Genomic DNA, 17,003 nt, shown 5'->3' on the forward strand with positions numbered 1-17,003 from the left:
TACTTGTTGCCTGTCAAAGGGTGGGTCGCCCTCAAAGGACGGCTCATCCTGGCGTAAAGAGTTTGTCGAAGGGCAATCTGGATACTATGCGATTTCATTTTACTGAAACCAACCCATCATGCGCAAAATATATACCTTCATTATCTTCTCCGTCCTTTTAGCTGCCTGCTCTTCTAATAAATATAAGAATCCACATATAGAAATTGAAACAAAGATCGGAGATATTGAAGTAGAACTCTTTCCCGGCCAGGCGCCCAAATCCGTAGCCGCCTTTTTATCTTATATCGAAGCCGGTTATTACAATAATGCCAGCTTTTACCGGGTACTCAACGCTGATAATCAGCCATCCAACGCACCCAAGGCCGAGTTGATCCAGGGAGGGATGTATGGTTCCAAAAGGCCCGAACTGCCCGGTATTCCCCACGAAACTACCCGGCAAACAAAGATCCTGCACAAAGATGGTGTAATATCCCTGGCCCGGCTGGAGCCTGGCTCCGCCAATACCGAGTTCTTTATATGCCTGGGCGATCAGCCCGGATTTGACTTTGGAGGCGAAAACAACCCCGATAAACAAGGCTACGCAGCCTTTGGGAGGGTAGTGAAAGGGATGGATATCGTACGCCGTATTTACAATATGCCCGAAGACGATCAGCGTTTTGATCCCCCGGTACCCATCTATAGCATAAAAAAATTATAAGAAGAAAATCGTCTTTTAGTTTAAATGTAATTTAATTAACATGTAATTGATATTAGGCAATATAGGCTCCCAATTCTTTACAGTTTATTAACATTCAGTTGTTTACAGGTTCATACATGCTTCATTTAAACTAGTGCCAATTCCAAAATTGGCCGTTTAATCTTCCGAACAATCAAATATTAATTTATTATTATTTTACCCCTGAAAACCGTTGGGCATGAGGTCAAAAAGTGGCTGAAACCCTTTACTGGTAAGGATTTTGTGTTTTCTTTAAGACCTTTGAGATCATTAAATCATCAAAAACTTGATTTACAGAGTTAAAAAAGCCGCGCTACTTTTACATCAGAAACGGAGACGACGGGTAAGCAAGAGGAAAAAGAAAAGCAGATAGAAAGAAAGCTTAAGCAAGGCAGCAGATAGGCTGCTACACAAAACAGATTTTTACGTTTTTTCATATGGCAAGCAATCGTTAGAGGTCAGCTGTTTCTACAGGTGACCATTTTTTTTTATCTAACTCCCCGGATTCTTATCCAAACACATAAGCTGCCAGAAAACAGATAGCTGTTATTCGATTCTTCCATTAACCGATTGCTGTTTACACACAGATTGTTCGTCTCACACGATTGACGCCGCACTCGATTTTGTTTGCGACACCGTATTTAAACTATTTGGATCATCCATCGGGTGCTGTCCTTGCAGGCAATGTATTGTCCGCAATTCAGTATCCCAGGGTATAAACGCTATAAATATATAAATCATGAAATCAATTATTAAACAGTTGTTCTTCGACAAAGAACTCGTTAGCAGCATCAAGAAAACAAAGACAAACAAAGCAGTCCTGTACAGCGCCTTACTGGACGGCCGTATTACACTTTCTGAATATATGGCTGCTACAAAAGCCTAACCGGAAGCCTTGTTGCTTTAGGGCCATCTTGGAAATAGCCCATGAAAGCCGTATATTGGATTTATCGTAAACCCTTAAATAAACCAGTATATGTCTTTCTTAACCCGCTTATCCAACGGCTGGCAGATTTCCATGAACAGCTTCAAGGTGCTGAAGGAAAATAAACAACTCATCATTTTTCCCCTTCTCTCCGGTATATCCATGATATTCGTCATGGGTTCTTTTTTTGCTGTCATGCTGGGTATTTCCGGCTGGGATGTTGACAGAATAGAGGACCATAATGACTGGGTGTATATTGGCCTTACACTCCTCTACTACCTGGTAAACTATTTTGTGGTTGTATTCTTCAACGTGGCGCTTACACATTGTACACGATTGTATTTCCATGGCGAAGAAGTAACCATCAGTAAAGGAATAGAGTACAGCCTCAGCCGTATCGGGGCCATCTTTTCCTGGGCCCTATTTGCGGCCACAGTAGGTACCCTTTTAAAATACCTGCAGGACAATGCCGGCTGGATCGGAAAAATTATCATTGGTATACTCGGGATTGCCTGGAGCGTAACCACCTTCTTTGTAGTGCCCGTAATAGCTTATGAGAACCTGGGACCATTAGGCGCTTTCAAACGCTCTGCATCCCTCATGAAAAACAAATGGGGCGAAAGTGCCGGAGCCACCTTCAGCTTTTCCATCATCCAGTTTTTAGCCATCATTATTATTTCCCTGCCCTTATTGGCATTAGGTGCCGCCATACATATCTTAGTGGGTATTGCACTGGCATTATTAAGCGCGTTTTTGATAATGGCTGTGCTGAGTGCTGCACAAACCATCTTTATCAGTGCTATTTACCACAACATCAATGGCGACCCCGTACAGCATTTCAATGACCAGTTTGTAGACAATCTCTTTGTACATAAATCGTAAGACGTTTTATATACGACATCTAAGCCGGTCATCTATTGGCCGGCTTTATTTTTCTTACTCCTTGAGGTGCCTCAGTCCGGCATCTACCGTGTCCAATGCCTTTTGATACAGGATCTTATTCCCTTTGTTCATTTTTGTCAGCAATGTCCGGCATTCCCGCAGGAATACCCGTGCAAAGTCAGTATCCTGCATGGCGATCTCAGCACTATTGTCGATGATATCTGCATACTTGATCGTCTGTGCGTCTGCGCTGGTGCCCGACAGTCTTTCCACTTCCCTCGCTTTCCGCTTGCGCCTGTTCCAGTCTGGGTAATTTCGTTTGGTGTAAATATCTGTCAACTCTACTACCAGGTGCAATGTCCGCTGGGCGGTCGCATCATTCATCACCTCCAATAAAAATTCATTCAACGCCTCTTTGGACACTGGAGTATCCTCCAATACATCATGCAGCAATGCGGCAGCCAGCATCCCGGTATCATTCGTTTGCTCCCTGCAAAGCTCCATTACCCGTATAGGGTGAGCGATATACCGTTCGGGCGCAAACTTCCGCATTTGGTCTCCGTGGGCCCGGTCGGCAAAGTCCTGTATCTGCTGTAATACCTCTTTCATATAAGACACAAAAATAGGCAGCGTTTGCCAGCGGTAAGCGCAGAAAATGACAGGGTTATAAAAGTGTATAACCCAAAGTAGATTTAATGGGCCATTTCCTTATTTTTGCCCAAAATCGACTTATGGATATCAGCGGAAAGATCTTTCAGATGCTGCCCCTGCAAACAGGACAGGGCAAAAACGGTCAGTGGAAAAAACAAGAGTTCATCCTGGAAACAGCCGACACCTACCCCAAGAAGGTGTGCATTGCTGTATGGGGCGATAAAATCGATATGAGTGGCGTTACTCCTGGCGCACAGGTTACCGTGTCCTTCGATGTAGAAAGCCGCGAGTACAATGGCCGCTGGTACACAGATGTAAAGGCCTGGAAGATTGTTGCAGGTAACAGAGCCGGTGGTGCTGCTGCATCAGAGCCAGCTCCGACTTTCCAAAACACCCCCGGTGGTGCAGATGATGACCTGCCTTTCTAAGCATTGACTCTTTCTGTAGAAAATGATATGTGCCGGCTGTAACAGTAATATGTTATAGCCGGTATTTTTATTTTAGATTCGCTCCATCATGAAAGCAGCCACTGTACACGAACTCAAGGACGAACTACAGCAACTACCAGCCAAACAACTGGTGGAGCTTTGTCTGCGCCTCTCCAAATTCAAAAAAGAGAACAAGGAACTCCTTACCTACCTGCTGTTTGAAGCCCACGACCTGCCCGCCTATATCACCAATGTGAAGTTGCAAATGGACGAGGCTTTTGAAGCCCTCAATACTTCCCAGATCTTCCTGGCCAAAAAGACCATTCGCAAAGCCTTGCGCATCGCCAATAAGCACATCCGGTTTACCGGCAGCAAACTGGCCGAAGTGGAGTTGCTCATCCACTTTTGTACCCTCCTGAAAGAATGTGGTATTAACCTGGCCAAAAGTACCGTGATGACAAACCTCTACCAGGGCCAGCTCAAAAAAGTTCATGCCGCCCTGAAAGGCCTGCATGAGGATGAGCAATATGATTACAAGAGAATGGTAGAGAAGTTAAAAGTATAAGGCAGCGCACTACCAGCGTACAGGTTCTAACCTATAGCAAAAATTATTAATGGCAGTAAACAAAAGAGGGACAGCGTTTCCTGAACGCCGTCCCCTATATCGCCGCTTTCCTATAGCCTTGGCTTTATGCGCCAAAGATAATGGTTACAACAATATGGGGTTAGTGTTAATGATACACTTCTATTAATTTTTCCAATCTTTTTAACCAGCAGCTACTACGCAATCTAACTGCGCACTTACATAGGACGCTATTTGTAGATCCTCCAATAAATTTAAAGTAATAGGCTTATAGCCAATAAGATAATAAGGAGTTTAAAAAATATTCTATGCTGCGTAGGTGGGCTGCGTTCATGTGCATGCACTTTTGTGTTATCGCAACAGGTCGGGAATAATGTTATTCCAAACCTTATCATCATTTAAAGGAAATAATAATATGCAAGCAACTATAATAAACAAACTGCAGGCAATAGAAAATGACCACAACATAAAATTGTTGTTTGCTTGTGAATCTGGCAGCCGCGGCTGGCAGTTTCCTTCTCCGGACAGTGACTACGATGTGCGCTTTATCTACGTGCGGCCTTACAATTATTACCTTTCTGTTCAAAACAGGAAGTATGATTGTAACTTTCCCATCAATGATGAATTGGACATCTACGGGTGGGATATCCGCAAAGTATTGCAATTGATAGGTAAGTCAAACACTACTCCTTTCGAATGGTTGCAGTCTCCCATAATGTATAAGCAACAACCAGGGTTTAGGGATCAGTTGTGGGCCTTGTGCCAACACTTTTTTAGCAGGCGTTCCAATATTCACCATTACCTGGGCATCGCCAATGGCGCCCTTGAAAGTATGGGCCCGGGCAATGAGATTGGGATAAAAAAGCTCTTCTATGTATTGCGGCCTATGTTGGCGGCCAAATGGTGCCTGGAAAAGAATACCATCGCCCCCATGACCATCGGCCCGCTAATGGAACTACTGCCATCCGATTTGCAGAAAGAAGTGAGCGACCTGATCTTGCTCAAGGCAGGTAGTGGGGAAAGCTTTGTGATCAGGATAAGCGATAGGCTCAGGTCTTATATAACCCAGCAAATGTTTGGTATAGACCTTCATTCCAAAGAAATGGAAAAGGATCATTTCAAGGCCGGCAGGTTGGATGACTTTTTCATAAAAACCATCGAAGAAAATGACTATTAAGGATATCAAAGATAGCGGCCTGTTGCTGCTGGAGTGTATCAGTGGCAGCAAGGCCTATGGGCTGGATACCCCCAAGTCGGATACAGACATTAAAGGCGTTTACTACCTGTCTAAGGAGCAGTTTTATGGCCTGGAGTACATTCCTCAGGTAAGCAACGAAACCAATGATGAAGTGTATTACGAGCTGGGACGTTTTGTCGAATTGCTTTTGCGCAACAATCCAAACATATTGGAATTGCTGGCTTCCCCTGCCCAATGTGTTTTGTACCGGCATGCCGTAATGGATCAGCTAAGCCCAGACATGTTTTTGTCCCGGCTTTGTAAAGATACTTTCGCTGGCTATGCCCTCACCCAGGTACGCAAGGCCAGGGGGTATAAAAAGAAGTTTGTCAATCCCGTAGAGGAACAAAGGAAGTCTGTATTGGATTTTTGTTTTATACCCCAGGGAGCCGTTTCCCAGCCATTGAAGCAATGGTTGCAGCAACACAATTATGCGCAGGAGTATTGTGGTCTTAGTGCCATAGCCCATACAAAGGGATTGTATGCACTCTTTTATAATGCGGGTGGATCTCTGCATTACAAGGGTGTAATAGGTAGTGAGCTGGCCAATGAAGTGTCCTTGTCTTCCATTCCCAAAGGTGAAAAAGAACTGGCCTACCTTTTTTTCAACAGCGAGGGCTATTCTGCTTATTGCAGGGAGTACCGGGAGTATTGGGATTGGATGCACAAGCGCAATGAGGGCCGTTACCTGGGCAATGTACACCATGGCAAGGGGTATGATGCCAAGAACATGATGCATACCATTCGTTTGTTGCAGGTAGCACAGGAAATATTGAACGAAGGCAGGCTGCAGGTGATGCGGCCCAACAGGGAAGAATTGTTGGCCATCAAAGCAGGCAACTACCAGTATGAGGAACTCCTGACCTTGGCTAATACCCTCATGCAACAGATAGAAAGTGCTGCCCTAACAAGCGCCCTGCCTGCTGAGCCCGATCGGGAGAAAATAGAAAAAGTGCTCATAGCAATTCGACATGAACTGTACGGATAGCAGGGTTTTGCATCAGGCATTATCCTGCTATTCCCTTTTTACCTGGAAAGTGCCTGCATATCGGGTGGCGGATGGCAAATTAACGAGTCGCGGCCTGTCAACTATTGATTGCCCCCAGGTATACACTATGCGATTGCATGCTTCTATCGGCCGCTGTAAAAGCCAGGTACAGGTGCCAGGTCCTTCCTTTTGTTATAGGGATATTCAATACATCAGTGCCGGTACTTCTAAACTGCCCGGTAGTAATATAATAAGCAACTGTATGGTCAATATCATAGGCCAGCAGCATTACCTGGTCATAAGAACTGCCTCCTTCCACGGGGGCCGTATCCCAGGTAAACAATAACACGCCGGGTGCTGTTTTCTCCACCGCTATACCATCAGATAAAGGCAGATCACCATGGCTTAGTTTCACCAAAGCCGGATTGATTGTAATAGCCGGGGCCACCCCTTCAAAAGCATGCAATAGCAACCAGGATTTAGCGGCCACAAAACCTTCCGATGTAGCGCTATAGCCTTTGAAACCTTCACGTACAAAGGGCAACAAAGGTTTTAGCCAGAATTGCGCCATGGCAAATTTGCCACGGTTGGCTTTCTCTTTCTTGCTCACGTTGGTAGTGCGCTCTTTATAAGGCCCTTTTACGTAAGGAATTCCTTTCCAGTTTGACCCAATTACAGCACCTACTTTCCCCTGTATGGGGCCATTAATGCCATTAATAAGTCGTCCCATAGTGTGTATTTTTATAATAAATATACATACTATATTATATATAAAAAAGAATTAAAGACTGTTCAAATAGGGGCATTATCCGAGTTTGGTCCGAGTTTGGTCCCTGTTTGGTCCGGGTTTAGTCCCTGTTTTATTGGGTATAGAAGCGGGAGTAATAAAACCCTGAATTGACCTGAGTACAACGGGCCTGCAGAGCAGGGTTACTGGCAATTTTTGAACGTGACTTAAAAGCAAATGCACGCACAAGCGGAATGGTTAATTTGTGGCCTAAAAGACACCACTTTATCCCTTTAACTTGTTTATTTTTATTGCAACCTAAACGATTTGAATAACTGCTAATTCAATATGAAAGAACCGATACGACTATGGACAAGGGATGAGTTGATTCTTGCACTCAATCTTTACCTAAAGCTCCCTTTTGGTAAAATGGATTCCCATACACCAGAAGTCATGCACTTGGCAAGCCTTATAGGCCGCACAGCCAATGCCATAGCGATGCGTTTGGTAAACTTTGCCAGTGTTGATCCCTTCCATCAACAGCGAGGAATAAAAGGGTTGGATGGTGGAATAAAGCAAGTACAGCCCATTTGGGATGAATTTATCGATAATAAGGCAGAGCTCCTTTTTGAAAGTGAACGAATATTGGCTGAAAAAGAACAAATAGCCATAGAAAGTAAATATGCTGAAGCATTGCAGGGTACCGAATACCTCAAAGGCGAAGACAAAAGGCGAGAGGTTAAAACAAGAGTAAACCAAAATGTATTTCGCCAAATTGTGATGGTCAACTATGCTAGTAAATGTGCCATTACTGGTATTGATATACCAGATCTATTGGTTGCCAGTCACATTGTTCCTTGGTCTAAAAATGAGCAAGAGCGATTGAATCCTGAAAACGGTATTTGCCTCTCCCCTTTATATGACCGGGCTTACGATAAAGGTTATATTGCCATCAATGAGCATTTTGAAATTATAATATCTACTGCGATAAAAGAAAAGCACTCGTTAGAATACCATGCAAAACACTTTGCAATATTGACTGGAACCAGGATCAATTTACCTCAGAAATATCATCCTAAAAAGGAATTCTTACAGTATCATATGGATACTATATTTCGTGGGTGATTGGCAAAAACAAATAACGATTGCTATATGTACGTCCCAACAGCTAAAGGATATTTCTCCGGTTGCGGAGGTATGGAAATTGGTATCATGCAAGCAAGGGTAAGGGTGATCCAATCCTCGACCTTGATGTGGAGGCTACCCATTGTATGAAGCTTAATCCGCATTACTTTTCCCATGCCGTGCTTACGGCAGATATAAAAGACAAAACTGTATTGGAGCAGCCACCTACCGACATCATTGTTGGTACATATCCTTGTACCAAATATTCTACTATTGCTGATATTCATGGCACCCGTACCGGGGATGATCTTTTCTTGCATTTCTTCCGCCATATTGCTATTGAAAAACCAGAAATGTATGTGGTAGAAAACGTACCCGGTATGAAGAAGTTTAAGGTAGTAATGGAAGCTATGACCAAACTTCCAGACTATTATGTTCAGGTATTTTGTCCAGTGGATGCTGCCAATTGGTTGCCACAAAGAAGGAAAAGGCTTATTCTATTTGGTACAAAGAAGCCCTTTCCCATAAGTGCACCTAATGTCATCAACAACAAGCCATGGTTAAAAGATATTTTGGAAAAGAACCCTGAAATAGAAATGCCGGAATATGTAATTAGCCGGATCAAAGGAAGGTACAGGGATAAACCAATAATTGTAGACCCAGAGCAGCCGGGTGCAATAGCGCCCACTTGCGTGGCTCATTATGCCAAGGATTTAGGCACGCGGCTGGTGAAAGATCGCAAGGCTCAATATGGGCTGCGTCCCTTTTCGATCCGGGAATATGCCCGATTACAAGGATTTCCGGATGACTTTCATTTTGAAAACAAACGTAGCTCTTATAAGCTCATCGGTAATGCAGTGCCCGTACAAATGGGGAAATGGGTAGGAGATATTGTAATGTCATATTTCAATTGATCAAGGATACCCCTTAAAGTTTACATATTGATCATTGATCCTTGGTGTGCTTCTTCGCTTCAATGATCCTTCCTTAATCCGTCTTCGCACTTCAGTGCAAGTTTTACCTAAAGTATCTCATCAAGCACAATTACCTGATAATCTAATTTAGGGGTCTTGCTATTTTCAGTAGAATATTCCAACAACTTATAGTACCCTTTGGCTTTCTTTTCATGCTGTATTAGCTCCAGAAATCCCTTGGTAGTTTTTTTCTTTGACCCCGTACGCCATTTGCCCAACGTATAGGTTATTATGAGTTGAATGGAATCGCGATTCTTATGTTGCAAAAACTCCATTAAAGTAGGCTCTAATTCTGTAAAAATAAACTCCCTTTTTGAGGTATCATAAATGATACAATCAAAACTAGCTTGGTCATTATAATCAATTAGCTTGTATGCCTTATTTATCTTGGCCATGATAGAAGGATTTGAAAGCAAAATAGCTAATTCAGAATCCGTTTCTGGTCGGAAATTGAAACCATCCTTAAGCGATTTTATTTTAACACCCGATTCGTTCTTGGCTCGTTTATCGGCAAGCTCAAGTCTTTGCTTCAGCTTAATATCTGATTGTTTGGCTTTCTTTTTTTGAATGATATCTAGCCTGGGACGTATAAATTTTCCTATATTTCTGGCAACGATTAATTTAAAGTCCTTCTCCAATTTTTCATTCGAAAATTTAATATCATCACGCGATAAAGATATTTGATCCCTGAGCCAATTGATGGAAAATTCAACTCTTAATCCTTGTTTAAACATCTGGTATTTACTGATGCCATATACGTATTTATCTTCTGAGAAATTATGTTTTAATAGCCGGCCATGTACTCTTACATAAATACCCCTTAACTTTTCTTTTAACGACCTTATCTTATCCCCATTCATGCCCGTGAAGTAAAATTTTGCTTCAACGCTAGGATCATCTTTATCCTTGAAAACCTCTGTATCGCATTCTGAAAGCTCAAATTCAAGAGAATCGTTAGCGAAGTACAAATACTTTTTCTTATAAAGAGAATCAGCAATTTTTCTTAAGCCATTGAATGTTTGCAAAAAGGGCTTTATGTATTCATAGCAGTCTTCATAATGCCCATAATAACATTTAAATTGACCGTTGTCAAGTGGAAGATGATTTAATACTTCTCCAAATGAGTCAAGATGCGATTTGGAGGTAGGATTTTTTAAGTGAAGTTGTATTATGGTGCCAGTTCCAGATTGAGCAGGCTTATTATTTTTCCCAAATTTATAGCCTTTGAATTCTTGCGTTAGGGCATGGTCTAAAATGGACCAATCAATTTCAGTCGAAAAAATGTTGCTGTGGGACGCAGTTTTGATGTGAACCTTATTGGAGATATTTAAGGTGCTTTTTAGTCCATAACCATAACTTCCAAGGTAAGCTCTTTTCCCCTTCGAATAAGGGGAAGAAGTTTTGTCTCCTCCTCCCAAGGTTGTCACTTCTTTTATAGAGGTATCGTCAAATCCATTTCCATCGTCGATAATGTAGAGCTGATTGTTTTTTTGATCGAGTAGGACAATAACAGTTGAAGCATCTTCGTCGTAACTATTGGCAGCCAATTCTTCAATCACCGATTCTTCTGTATAATCTTTTACTGCAGTTCGAAATCCCTTTGCCGTTATGGCTGGCTTAATAATCTCAAAATGTTCCATTCGTTAGGTTAGGGGTTATGAATGAGCCTTGGGGTAAAGGCTGTAAACGATAAATATACTGCCATTTACCATTATTACTATGATTCTCGACCCAAAACCTTACCTCGGTCCCCTTACCCATCTGCTCTCCCTGATTATTGATATCTTCCTGGAATTTGCCATTTACTGGATAACCTAGAATATCTGCTAAGCCCTTTTCTACACCCATTGGTTAGCGGTACCCCGCCGGACCAGCAAGAATATAGCACATTTGTAACACCTCAACTCCCTTGCAAAGGCCATCCGGCCCACACACGCCCCTGCCTGAGAGGTAATAATCAATAATTAGTATCAGTCATAAACCACCGGCCAAACCAGCCTTTTACAGCTATTTTTAAGCTGTTTATGAGGCAAAAATGACTGCTCACCGGTGAGGGAGCCTCCTCGCCACTAGGTAAAATATTGTATTGTGCGCACTTACAAATATTTATTTCTCCTTTTCCATTCGTTTTTCACCGTATTTATACGCACCTTTGCAGTAGCTGCACTTTATCTTTGAAAATTCTTTCAGCGCCGAACCGCACCAAAACGAGGCCTGCCAGGCAAACGAAACAAGTAAAAACAACGAAATAGATGTACACACAAGTTTGGGCTAAATACCTGCCTATCATCAAAATCCTGCTCAAGAAGTCAATAAATGCAGATCAGGAACTGCCTTTGAACCGCATTGATTTTGAAAAGCTGGGCATCGCCCGCAAGGCTGGGTATAAGTTCACCATCATTTTTGAAGACGGAAAAGCCGCCAACACCATCGGCGGTATTCAACTGGCGCGCGACCTCGCCACCGTATTATTGGAAAACAATGATACCAAATACCTCTTCAAACACAATACCTACGAGGTTACCCTTACCACCAAATTTGTATTGCTGATCACCAATAAGACCAAAAATCCCGTTCCCTTGCCCACAGCGGAACCGGAAGAAAATACTTCTGTAGAAGATTAATACCTTCGGAAATCGGGGTCCGGAAAGCTGAAACTGCCTATTGTCTAGGGTTTTCAGGTTTCCGGACCCCGTTTTATTTCCATACCCCTTACAGTACAACTGGCACAAGACCTGCCCGCCTTTTCACTCAGAAAAGCATTTTATGGTAAGCCGCCGCCTCCCGTACATGCCCCAGCCCCCAATGTGATTTAAAAAGCAAATACCCCATCGCCGCCTCCTCCTTCCGCCCGTCTTTTTGCTGCAAAACCTGTATATCACCAATTGTAGAGATCACCCCCGAAAAGTCTTGCAGCCGGTACAGGATCGACAGCAACAACAACTTGTAATCTTCATTGGCAGGAGCCAGCGCCAGGGCTTTTTCAATGCTCTCTTTGGCTTGAGCGTATTTGTTCAGCGACACATAACTAATGGCCAGCAAGGAATATAGACTATCATGTTGCGCTCCGCCAGCCGCCTGGTAATCCTGCAATACCTTCAGCGAATTGGTATAGTCCTGGATGGAAATGTAAAGCTTTCCCAACTGAAACAGGCTCGTTGTAGCATTGCTGCCCTGGATACCTTTATAAATACTATCCATGCCTGTTACCGCTTCCTGGTAGCCCCTCAGCCATGCCTGGTAAGCCTCAATCCCTGCCGCTGCACCGGCTTCATAGACCATCACCAGTTGCTTATGCTGCCCCTGGGCCGCCAACACCTGCACCAGTTCGTCATAATACGTATTATTCACCTGCACACTAAAAGCAATGGCTTGCCGCAGGGCCGATAGCCCATTAGCCGTATCCCCCAGGTTCAGGTAGCACCGGGCCTGGTTGAAATAATCTACATCCCCCGCCAGGGTGTCGGCTATTTTCTGGTTGAGCAGTCCCAGCGCTTTCGAAAAAGCATCAATCTCCAGGTAACCATATACCAGTGTGTTGCGGGCCCGCTGATCCTTTCCGTCAATGGCCACCGCTTTTTCCAGGTACGGTAAAGCTGCAGCCATATCACCTCCCGCATAAGCTATTGCATACATCTTTTGGAGGTAAATCGTGTTGGTACTATCCTGGCGCCAGGCCTGGGTAAAATGATAGTTGGCAGAATCGATCGCATGGCGCACCTCATGCAGCCCGCCCAGAAAATAATGCACATCAGCTTGCGCCTGGTTCAGCGAAAGTGAAGCATGCTCGTATTCGATAGCTTTTACAGTATCCATCCTTTTCAGCATCACCAGCCCCAGGTCCGAATACACTTTATAAAGATCATTGCCTGCTACCTCCACCGCCTTGTTGTAAGATTTATCCGCATTGACCTTGTCATTACGCAGCTCGTAAACACTGCCCGTGAGCAGGTGATTGCCCGCACCAGGGTATTGCGCTACCAGCTTCTTACTGAAATAAAGGGCTGAATCCAGTTTGCGGCCAGTTACATACGCAGCTGCCTTTTGCTTCAGCTCCACTTCTTCAGGAGAAATGCTTTGCGCCAGCACAACCATAAAAGGACTACCAACCAATACTATTAACAGGCTGCTCCGCAGCAGCGTGAACATATGCTTCATACAATTTATTTTTTAGTAAATACCAGGCTTTTAGCGCCCCAGGAAGGGGCCAGCAATATTTGTTGATTAAGTACCTGCAAAGGGATGGAGGGGATCTTTACAGCAAAGTCTTTTTCAAAAGGCAACACATACCTTCCCTGCAAAGCCAGCCGCAGGTAATTCTTGAAATTGTCATTGCCTGCCAGCCCCAGCACAGATGTCACCGTAATCCCCAATCCAATACTGAACCCACAGCTTACCAATAATTGAGGATGCTTCAGGATCTCCAGCAGCAAAGGCTCCGACAGCTGGATGGGGATCGATATCTTCTGAAAGCCGATCTTCAGCGCACAATTATCGGCATCAATCACCTGCCTTTCAATCGTCGACCTCAACTGGATAGCCTGATTCACCGTTATATTGTTCATGCGAAAGGTCTCATTGATAGGAAAAGAACAGATGATATGACCTAAGATGCCGGATGGACTGAACCGTAACCCCACCTCCGCATCCGCCCGGGCATTCAGCTGCCCGTCTAAACCAAGACTGCTGATGCCGCCCGGTATTACCTGGCTGATAGTACCCCGGATGGTTCCATTGGCCCTGGCAAAACCGCCAAACCTGCCCACATCCCTGATGAGGTTATCATAAATAAAGATGCCCGCTATCTCCGCAAAACAAAGCGTTTTGCGTACCGCCAGCTCACCCGCACACCAGGTAGCCTTGGCAGCATTCGAGGCCTGACAGGCAGCATACTTTACACCATTCAAGGCGTTACAAGCCGCCCACCGCACATGACACGGAGCATCATACCACTTGCAGCTGCCGCAGTTACTCAGCACATTCGAGCAATTATTAAAATTGCACTCAAAGCCAATCGCTCCGCAATCCGGCTTGGGGATTTCTCCCAGGTCAATATTCTTATCTTCAAAAGGAGTATTCACATCCAGGTTATACTGCAGGCCAAACTGCGCATCCCTGAACAGCTCATCGGTAATCCTCGAAAGCACATTATAGGAGAGCGATACCGAGCTACCACTATTCGTGTCCGATAAAGCATCCAGATTATTATTCCAGGAAGTATAAAAGGCTTCATCCAGGCGGTTGAATAAGGCATTGAACTCATCTTTACTGATCTGCTTGTTATCAATCGCTGAAATACAAACCAGCCGGGCATCATTATTAATACTTTGCATGGCCTGTTCTTTGGAAATACCTATCCCCTGCACACCAACATTTGCCGCTCCACGGCCGGTCATAATATAATTGGGCTGTGGTACTTCCCGTAATACAGCCCTGGCCGCTCTGGCGCTATTGGTGGTAACCGTAGTTTCTTCTTTCTTTTCATCCACACCGGCCAATATCGAAAGACTGCCAGGCTTGATCAGTATGACCGGGTGCAGCGTTTTCCGTGAAAGCTTGAAAGTATGGTCATTCGTCACCGTAATATTTTCATCCTGCCCTATCAACGCAGAAAGCGGCGCCTCAGGAAATGGCGGATAATTGATTTTGACCACCATTGTTTTCAGTTGCCCGTTAATATTGTCCATAAAGCTCTTGCACAGACTATTAACGGCATTCTTGGCCACACGCCCAAGGAACAGGAACTTTTTTAATTGTAGCTTCGAAATAAAGATCCTGCTGAAGGAAAGCTCCAGCTTTAAACTGTCATTGTTTACCGAAGGCGATACCAGTCCGCTGAAGTCGATCAATATAGACCGTACGTACTTATTATTGGTAAGCGCAAATTGCACGGAGGCATTAATAATAAGCTCCTGCCTGTCGAGCGTAAAACGGGGAGACTGGACCAGTTCCATTTTCTCGATCTGCGGAATGCCCAGATCGGGCAGCTCAGAAAAACGGGTACGGAAATAATTGTTCAATAACGAATCCAGGAACGCCTCATCCAGCCGCACACCTAAGTCAGCAGTGGGCACTTTCTCCAATTCCGCCATCGCATTTTTGACTGAGGCCGTGGCTTTTTCAACAGAAGAAACCGGCGGATATTTATTATTTACAAATTTCTTAATGGCCGGGCCACAGGCCGTTAACTGCAGCAGCAAGGCCAAAAATAAAAGAAACGGAAGAGGCGTACATCTCATGATTGGTTGATTTGGCTGAAAGAAATGAATAGGTGGCAACCTTAAGTGCCGCTACAAAGATTCTTCAGCCAGCAGCCTTGCGCAAGGTGGTTATAACGCTATATTGATGGGTGATTACACCTCACCCTTCCCACGTTATTCAACTCATGCCACGTTTCTGCCAACCTATACACCTCGTGCAACGAAGCCGGACTGTTTGGTTGTTAATTGCATAAAATATAGCCATGAAACAAGTATATGCATTGGCCCTGGTCACCGCATTGATGACCTCGTGCAATAAAGACGAAACCCCTTTACCACCGGTAGATCAACAGCCGGAAATGATCTATACCGATCTTCAAAACCGGGAACTGAAATTTCAGCAGGCCCAATTGATTGATCTCAACCACGATGAGCTGGTTGATATAGGATTCTCCACCTGGTACATTGGAGATCCTATTGAAAAAAAAGATGAGGTGCTCTTCTTTGCAGGCTCCTATGTGCACAGTAATTTATTGGTCAATGAAGCCAACGGCTCTCCCGCCTTCAATGAAGGCGAGGTTATTCCCATCAGTAATTACCCCGGTCACAACTGGTACCAGGTAGGGCAGGTGGAAATGGCACTAAAGAATATCCCGGCCACCGGCTTGCCTTATTGGGAAGGCAACTGGAAATCGGTGAGTCATAAATACCTCGCTGTGCAAGTAGTGGTAGCCGGTAAAAGATACAATGGCTGGATTGAAGTATCTTTTGATACAGTAGGCGAGAAGCTGATATTGCACAAAGCAGCCATTAGCAAGGAAGCAGAAAAACCAGTTGTCGCAGGGGAATAGAAGAATGTAAGCAACAATACCTGTCGGCTTTCCTTAATTAGGAAGACCGGCAGGTATAGGAACAATGGGTAAAAATTGTATATTTTGCAGCTACCATTGCCTTACCCAAACACATTAATAAATGGCTGCCTCCTTAAAGATTGATTTCAACAACCTGTATGAAATAGACAATATCTCCCAGGACCTGAAGGTGAGCACCTTCAGTACCAAACTCAGCAACGGGCAGGCCCTCCCGTTAATTGTCAAGATCAGCAACCAGGCCCACGCCCTCCTGCCCAATGTTTATAACCTGGCCTTCGGGCCACAGAATGCCAAAGGCAAGATCGACGATAAGGCCGAGCTCACCCATGCCGATTATTCCAAAGTATTCTCTACCATTCTCTTTTCGGCCCTGGCCTATTTAAAGAATAATCCCGACCATTATTTAGGTATCGACGGCTCCGATAATGCCCGTGCCTACTTTTATTACCGCGCCCTCCAAAGGAATTTTGCCTACCTCAACCAACACTTTCGCATGTTTGGCGTTAAATACTTTGTACGGATCACGCGTTTTGGGAAAACCCAATACGACAATCCGTTCGACTTTGAAGATATCATGCCTTACCCTTTCAGAATAGACAAAGGAGCCCTGATCTCCCAGGATCATATGTATAACTATTTCATTTTCAATCTGAAGCAGTAAGGCGTAGGAACCTGTAATAAATCAAAAAAACACCG

Annotated in this window: 17 protein-coding genes; 12 read left to right on the forward strand and 5 right to left on the reverse strand. The window is 44.2% G+C overall.

Going from position 1 to position 17,003, the window contains the following annotated elements; all coding sequences use genetic code 11:
* Window positions 1-118 precede the first annotated feature (118 nt).
* From D3H65_RS23685 to D3H65_RS23690, 3 genes are all read left to right on the forward strand, one after another.
* Window positions 119-697: a peptidylprolyl isomerase gene (locus D3H65_RS23685; RefSeq protein WP_119052689.1), complete on the forward strand. Its 579-nt coding sequence runs from the start codon at window positions 119-121 to the stop codon at window positions 695-697.
* A gap of 757 nt (window positions 698-1,454) precedes the next feature.
* Complete coding sequence (locus D3H65_RS33020; protein WP_162915786.1) at window positions 1,455-1,601, forward strand: hypothetical protein; 147 nt, start codon at window positions 1,455-1,457, stop codon at window positions 1,599-1,601.
* Window positions 1,602-1,691: 90 nt separating this feature from the next.
* Window positions 1,692-2,522, forward strand: coding sequence for a DUF6159 family protein (locus tag D3H65_RS23690; protein WP_119052690.1), 831 nt, complete (start codon window positions 1,692-1,694; stop codon window positions 2,520-2,522).
* Between the two features lie 54 nt (window positions 2,523-2,576).
* On the opposite strand, the gene D3H65_RS23695 is transcribed toward D3H65_RS23690, so the two are convergent.
* On the reverse strand, window positions 2,577-3,131 hold the full coding sequence (locus D3H65_RS23695) for an HD domain-containing protein (protein ID WP_119052691.1): 555 nt from the start codon (window positions 3,129-3,131) through the stop codon (window positions 2,577-2,579).
* 122 nt (window positions 3,132-3,253) lie between these two features.
* On the opposite strand from D3H65_RS23695, the gene D3H65_RS23700 reads away from it, so the two are divergent.
* The 4 genes from D3H65_RS23700 (at window position 3,254) to D3H65_RS23715 (ending at window position 6,409) form a co-directional block, all read left to right on the forward strand.
* Window positions 3,254-3,601, forward strand: a complete 348-nt coding sequence (locus D3H65_RS23700) for a DUF3127 domain-containing protein (protein WP_119052692.1) — start codon at window positions 3,254-3,256, stop codon at window positions 3,599-3,601.
* Window positions 3,602-3,689: 88 nt separating this feature from the next.
* Complete coding sequence (locus tag D3H65_RS23705) at window positions 3,690-4,166, forward strand: hypothetical protein (RefSeq protein ID WP_119052693.1); 477 nt, start codon at window positions 3,690-3,692, stop codon at window positions 4,164-4,166.
* 433 nt (window positions 4,167-4,599) lie between these two features.
* Window positions 4,600-5,361: a nucleotidyltransferase domain-containing protein gene (locus D3H65_RS23710; protein ID WP_119054630.1), complete on the forward strand. Its 762-nt coding sequence runs from the start codon at window positions 4,600-4,602 to the stop codon at window positions 5,359-5,361.
* Entirely contained in the window at window positions 5,351-6,409 is a 1,059-nt protein-coding gene (locus D3H65_RS23715) for a DNA polymerase beta superfamily protein (RefSeq protein ID WP_119052694.1), read from the forward strand. The genes D3H65_RS23710 and D3H65_RS23715 overlap by 11 nt, the downstream gene beginning before the upstream one ends.
* A gap of 97 nt (window positions 6,410-6,506) precedes the next feature.
* On the opposite strand, the gene D3H65_RS23720 is transcribed toward D3H65_RS23715, so the two are convergent.
* Window positions 6,507-7,139 (reverse strand): DUF6266 family protein, encoded by a 633-nt coding sequence (locus D3H65_RS23720; RefSeq protein ID WP_119052695.1) that lies wholly within the window; start codon window positions 7,137-7,139, stop codon window positions 6,507-6,509.
* A 345-nt stretch (window positions 7,140-7,484) separates the two neighbouring features.
* Here D3H65_RS23720 and D3H65_RS23725 point away from each other — a divergent pair, with 345 nt between their 5' ends.
* Entirely contained in the window at window positions 7,485-8,261 is a 777-nt protein-coding gene (locus D3H65_RS23725) for an HNH endonuclease (RefSeq protein WP_119052696.1), read from the forward strand.
* Window positions 8,262-8,407: 146 nt separating this feature from the next.
* Window positions 8,408-9,175 (forward strand): DNA cytosine methyltransferase, encoded by a 768-nt coding sequence (locus D3H65_RS23730; protein ID WP_211345539.1) that lies wholly within the window; start codon window positions 8,408-8,410, stop codon window positions 9,173-9,175.
* 107 nt (window positions 9,176-9,282) lie between these two features.
* Here the strand turns inward: D3H65_RS23730 and D3H65_RS23735 are convergent, their stop codons facing one another.
* A complete protein-coding gene (locus D3H65_RS23735; RefSeq protein WP_119052697.1) occupies window positions 9,283-10,875 on the reverse strand; it encodes an ATP-binding protein in 1,593 nt (530 codons plus the stop codon).
* Between the two features lie 612 nt (window positions 10,876-11,487).
* On the opposite strand from D3H65_RS23735, the gene D3H65_RS23745 reads away from it, so the two are divergent.
* Window positions 11,488-11,859 (forward strand): hypothetical protein, encoded by a 372-nt coding sequence (locus tag D3H65_RS23745; protein WP_119052699.1) that lies wholly within the window; start codon window positions 11,488-11,490, stop codon window positions 11,857-11,859.
* A 127-nt stretch (window positions 11,860-11,986) separates the two neighbouring features.
* Here the strand turns inward: D3H65_RS23745 and D3H65_RS23750 are convergent, their stop codons facing one another.
* Together D3H65_RS23750 and D3H65_RS23755 are read right to left on the reverse strand one after the other, a co-directional pair.
* A complete protein-coding gene (locus D3H65_RS23750; protein WP_119052700.1) occupies window positions 11,987-13,393 on the reverse strand; it encodes a tetratricopeptide repeat protein in 1,407 nt (468 codons plus the stop codon).
* A gap of 5 nt (window positions 13,394-13,398) precedes the next feature.
* Complete coding sequence (locus D3H65_RS23755) at window positions 13,399-15,474, reverse strand: hypothetical protein (RefSeq protein ID WP_119052701.1); 2,076 nt, start codon at window positions 15,472-15,474, stop codon at window positions 13,399-13,401.
* A gap of 224 nt (window positions 15,475-15,698) precedes the next feature.
* Between D3H65_RS23755 and D3H65_RS23760 the strand changes: the two genes are divergently transcribed.
* Both D3H65_RS23760 and D3H65_RS23765 read left to right on the forward strand, forming a co-directional pair.
* The gene (locus D3H65_RS23760) at window positions 15,699-16,286 is read left to right on the forward strand and encodes a hypothetical protein (protein ID WP_119052702.1); all 588 of its coding nucleotides are present in this window, start codon (window positions 15,699-15,701) and stop codon (window positions 16,284-16,286) included.
* A gap of 121 nt (window positions 16,287-16,407) precedes the next feature.
* Complete coding sequence (locus D3H65_RS23765; RefSeq protein WP_119052703.1) at window positions 16,408-16,968, forward strand: DUF6934 family protein; 561 nt, start codon at window positions 16,408-16,410, stop codon at window positions 16,966-16,968.
* The last annotated feature ends 35 nt before the right edge of the window (window positions 16,969-17,003 follow it).

Source organism: Paraflavitalea soli (assembly GCF_003555545.1).
In the GTDB taxonomy this organism is placed as follows: Bacteria; Bacteroidota; Bacteroidia; order Chitinophagales; family Chitinophagaceae; genus Paraflavitalea; species Paraflavitalea soli.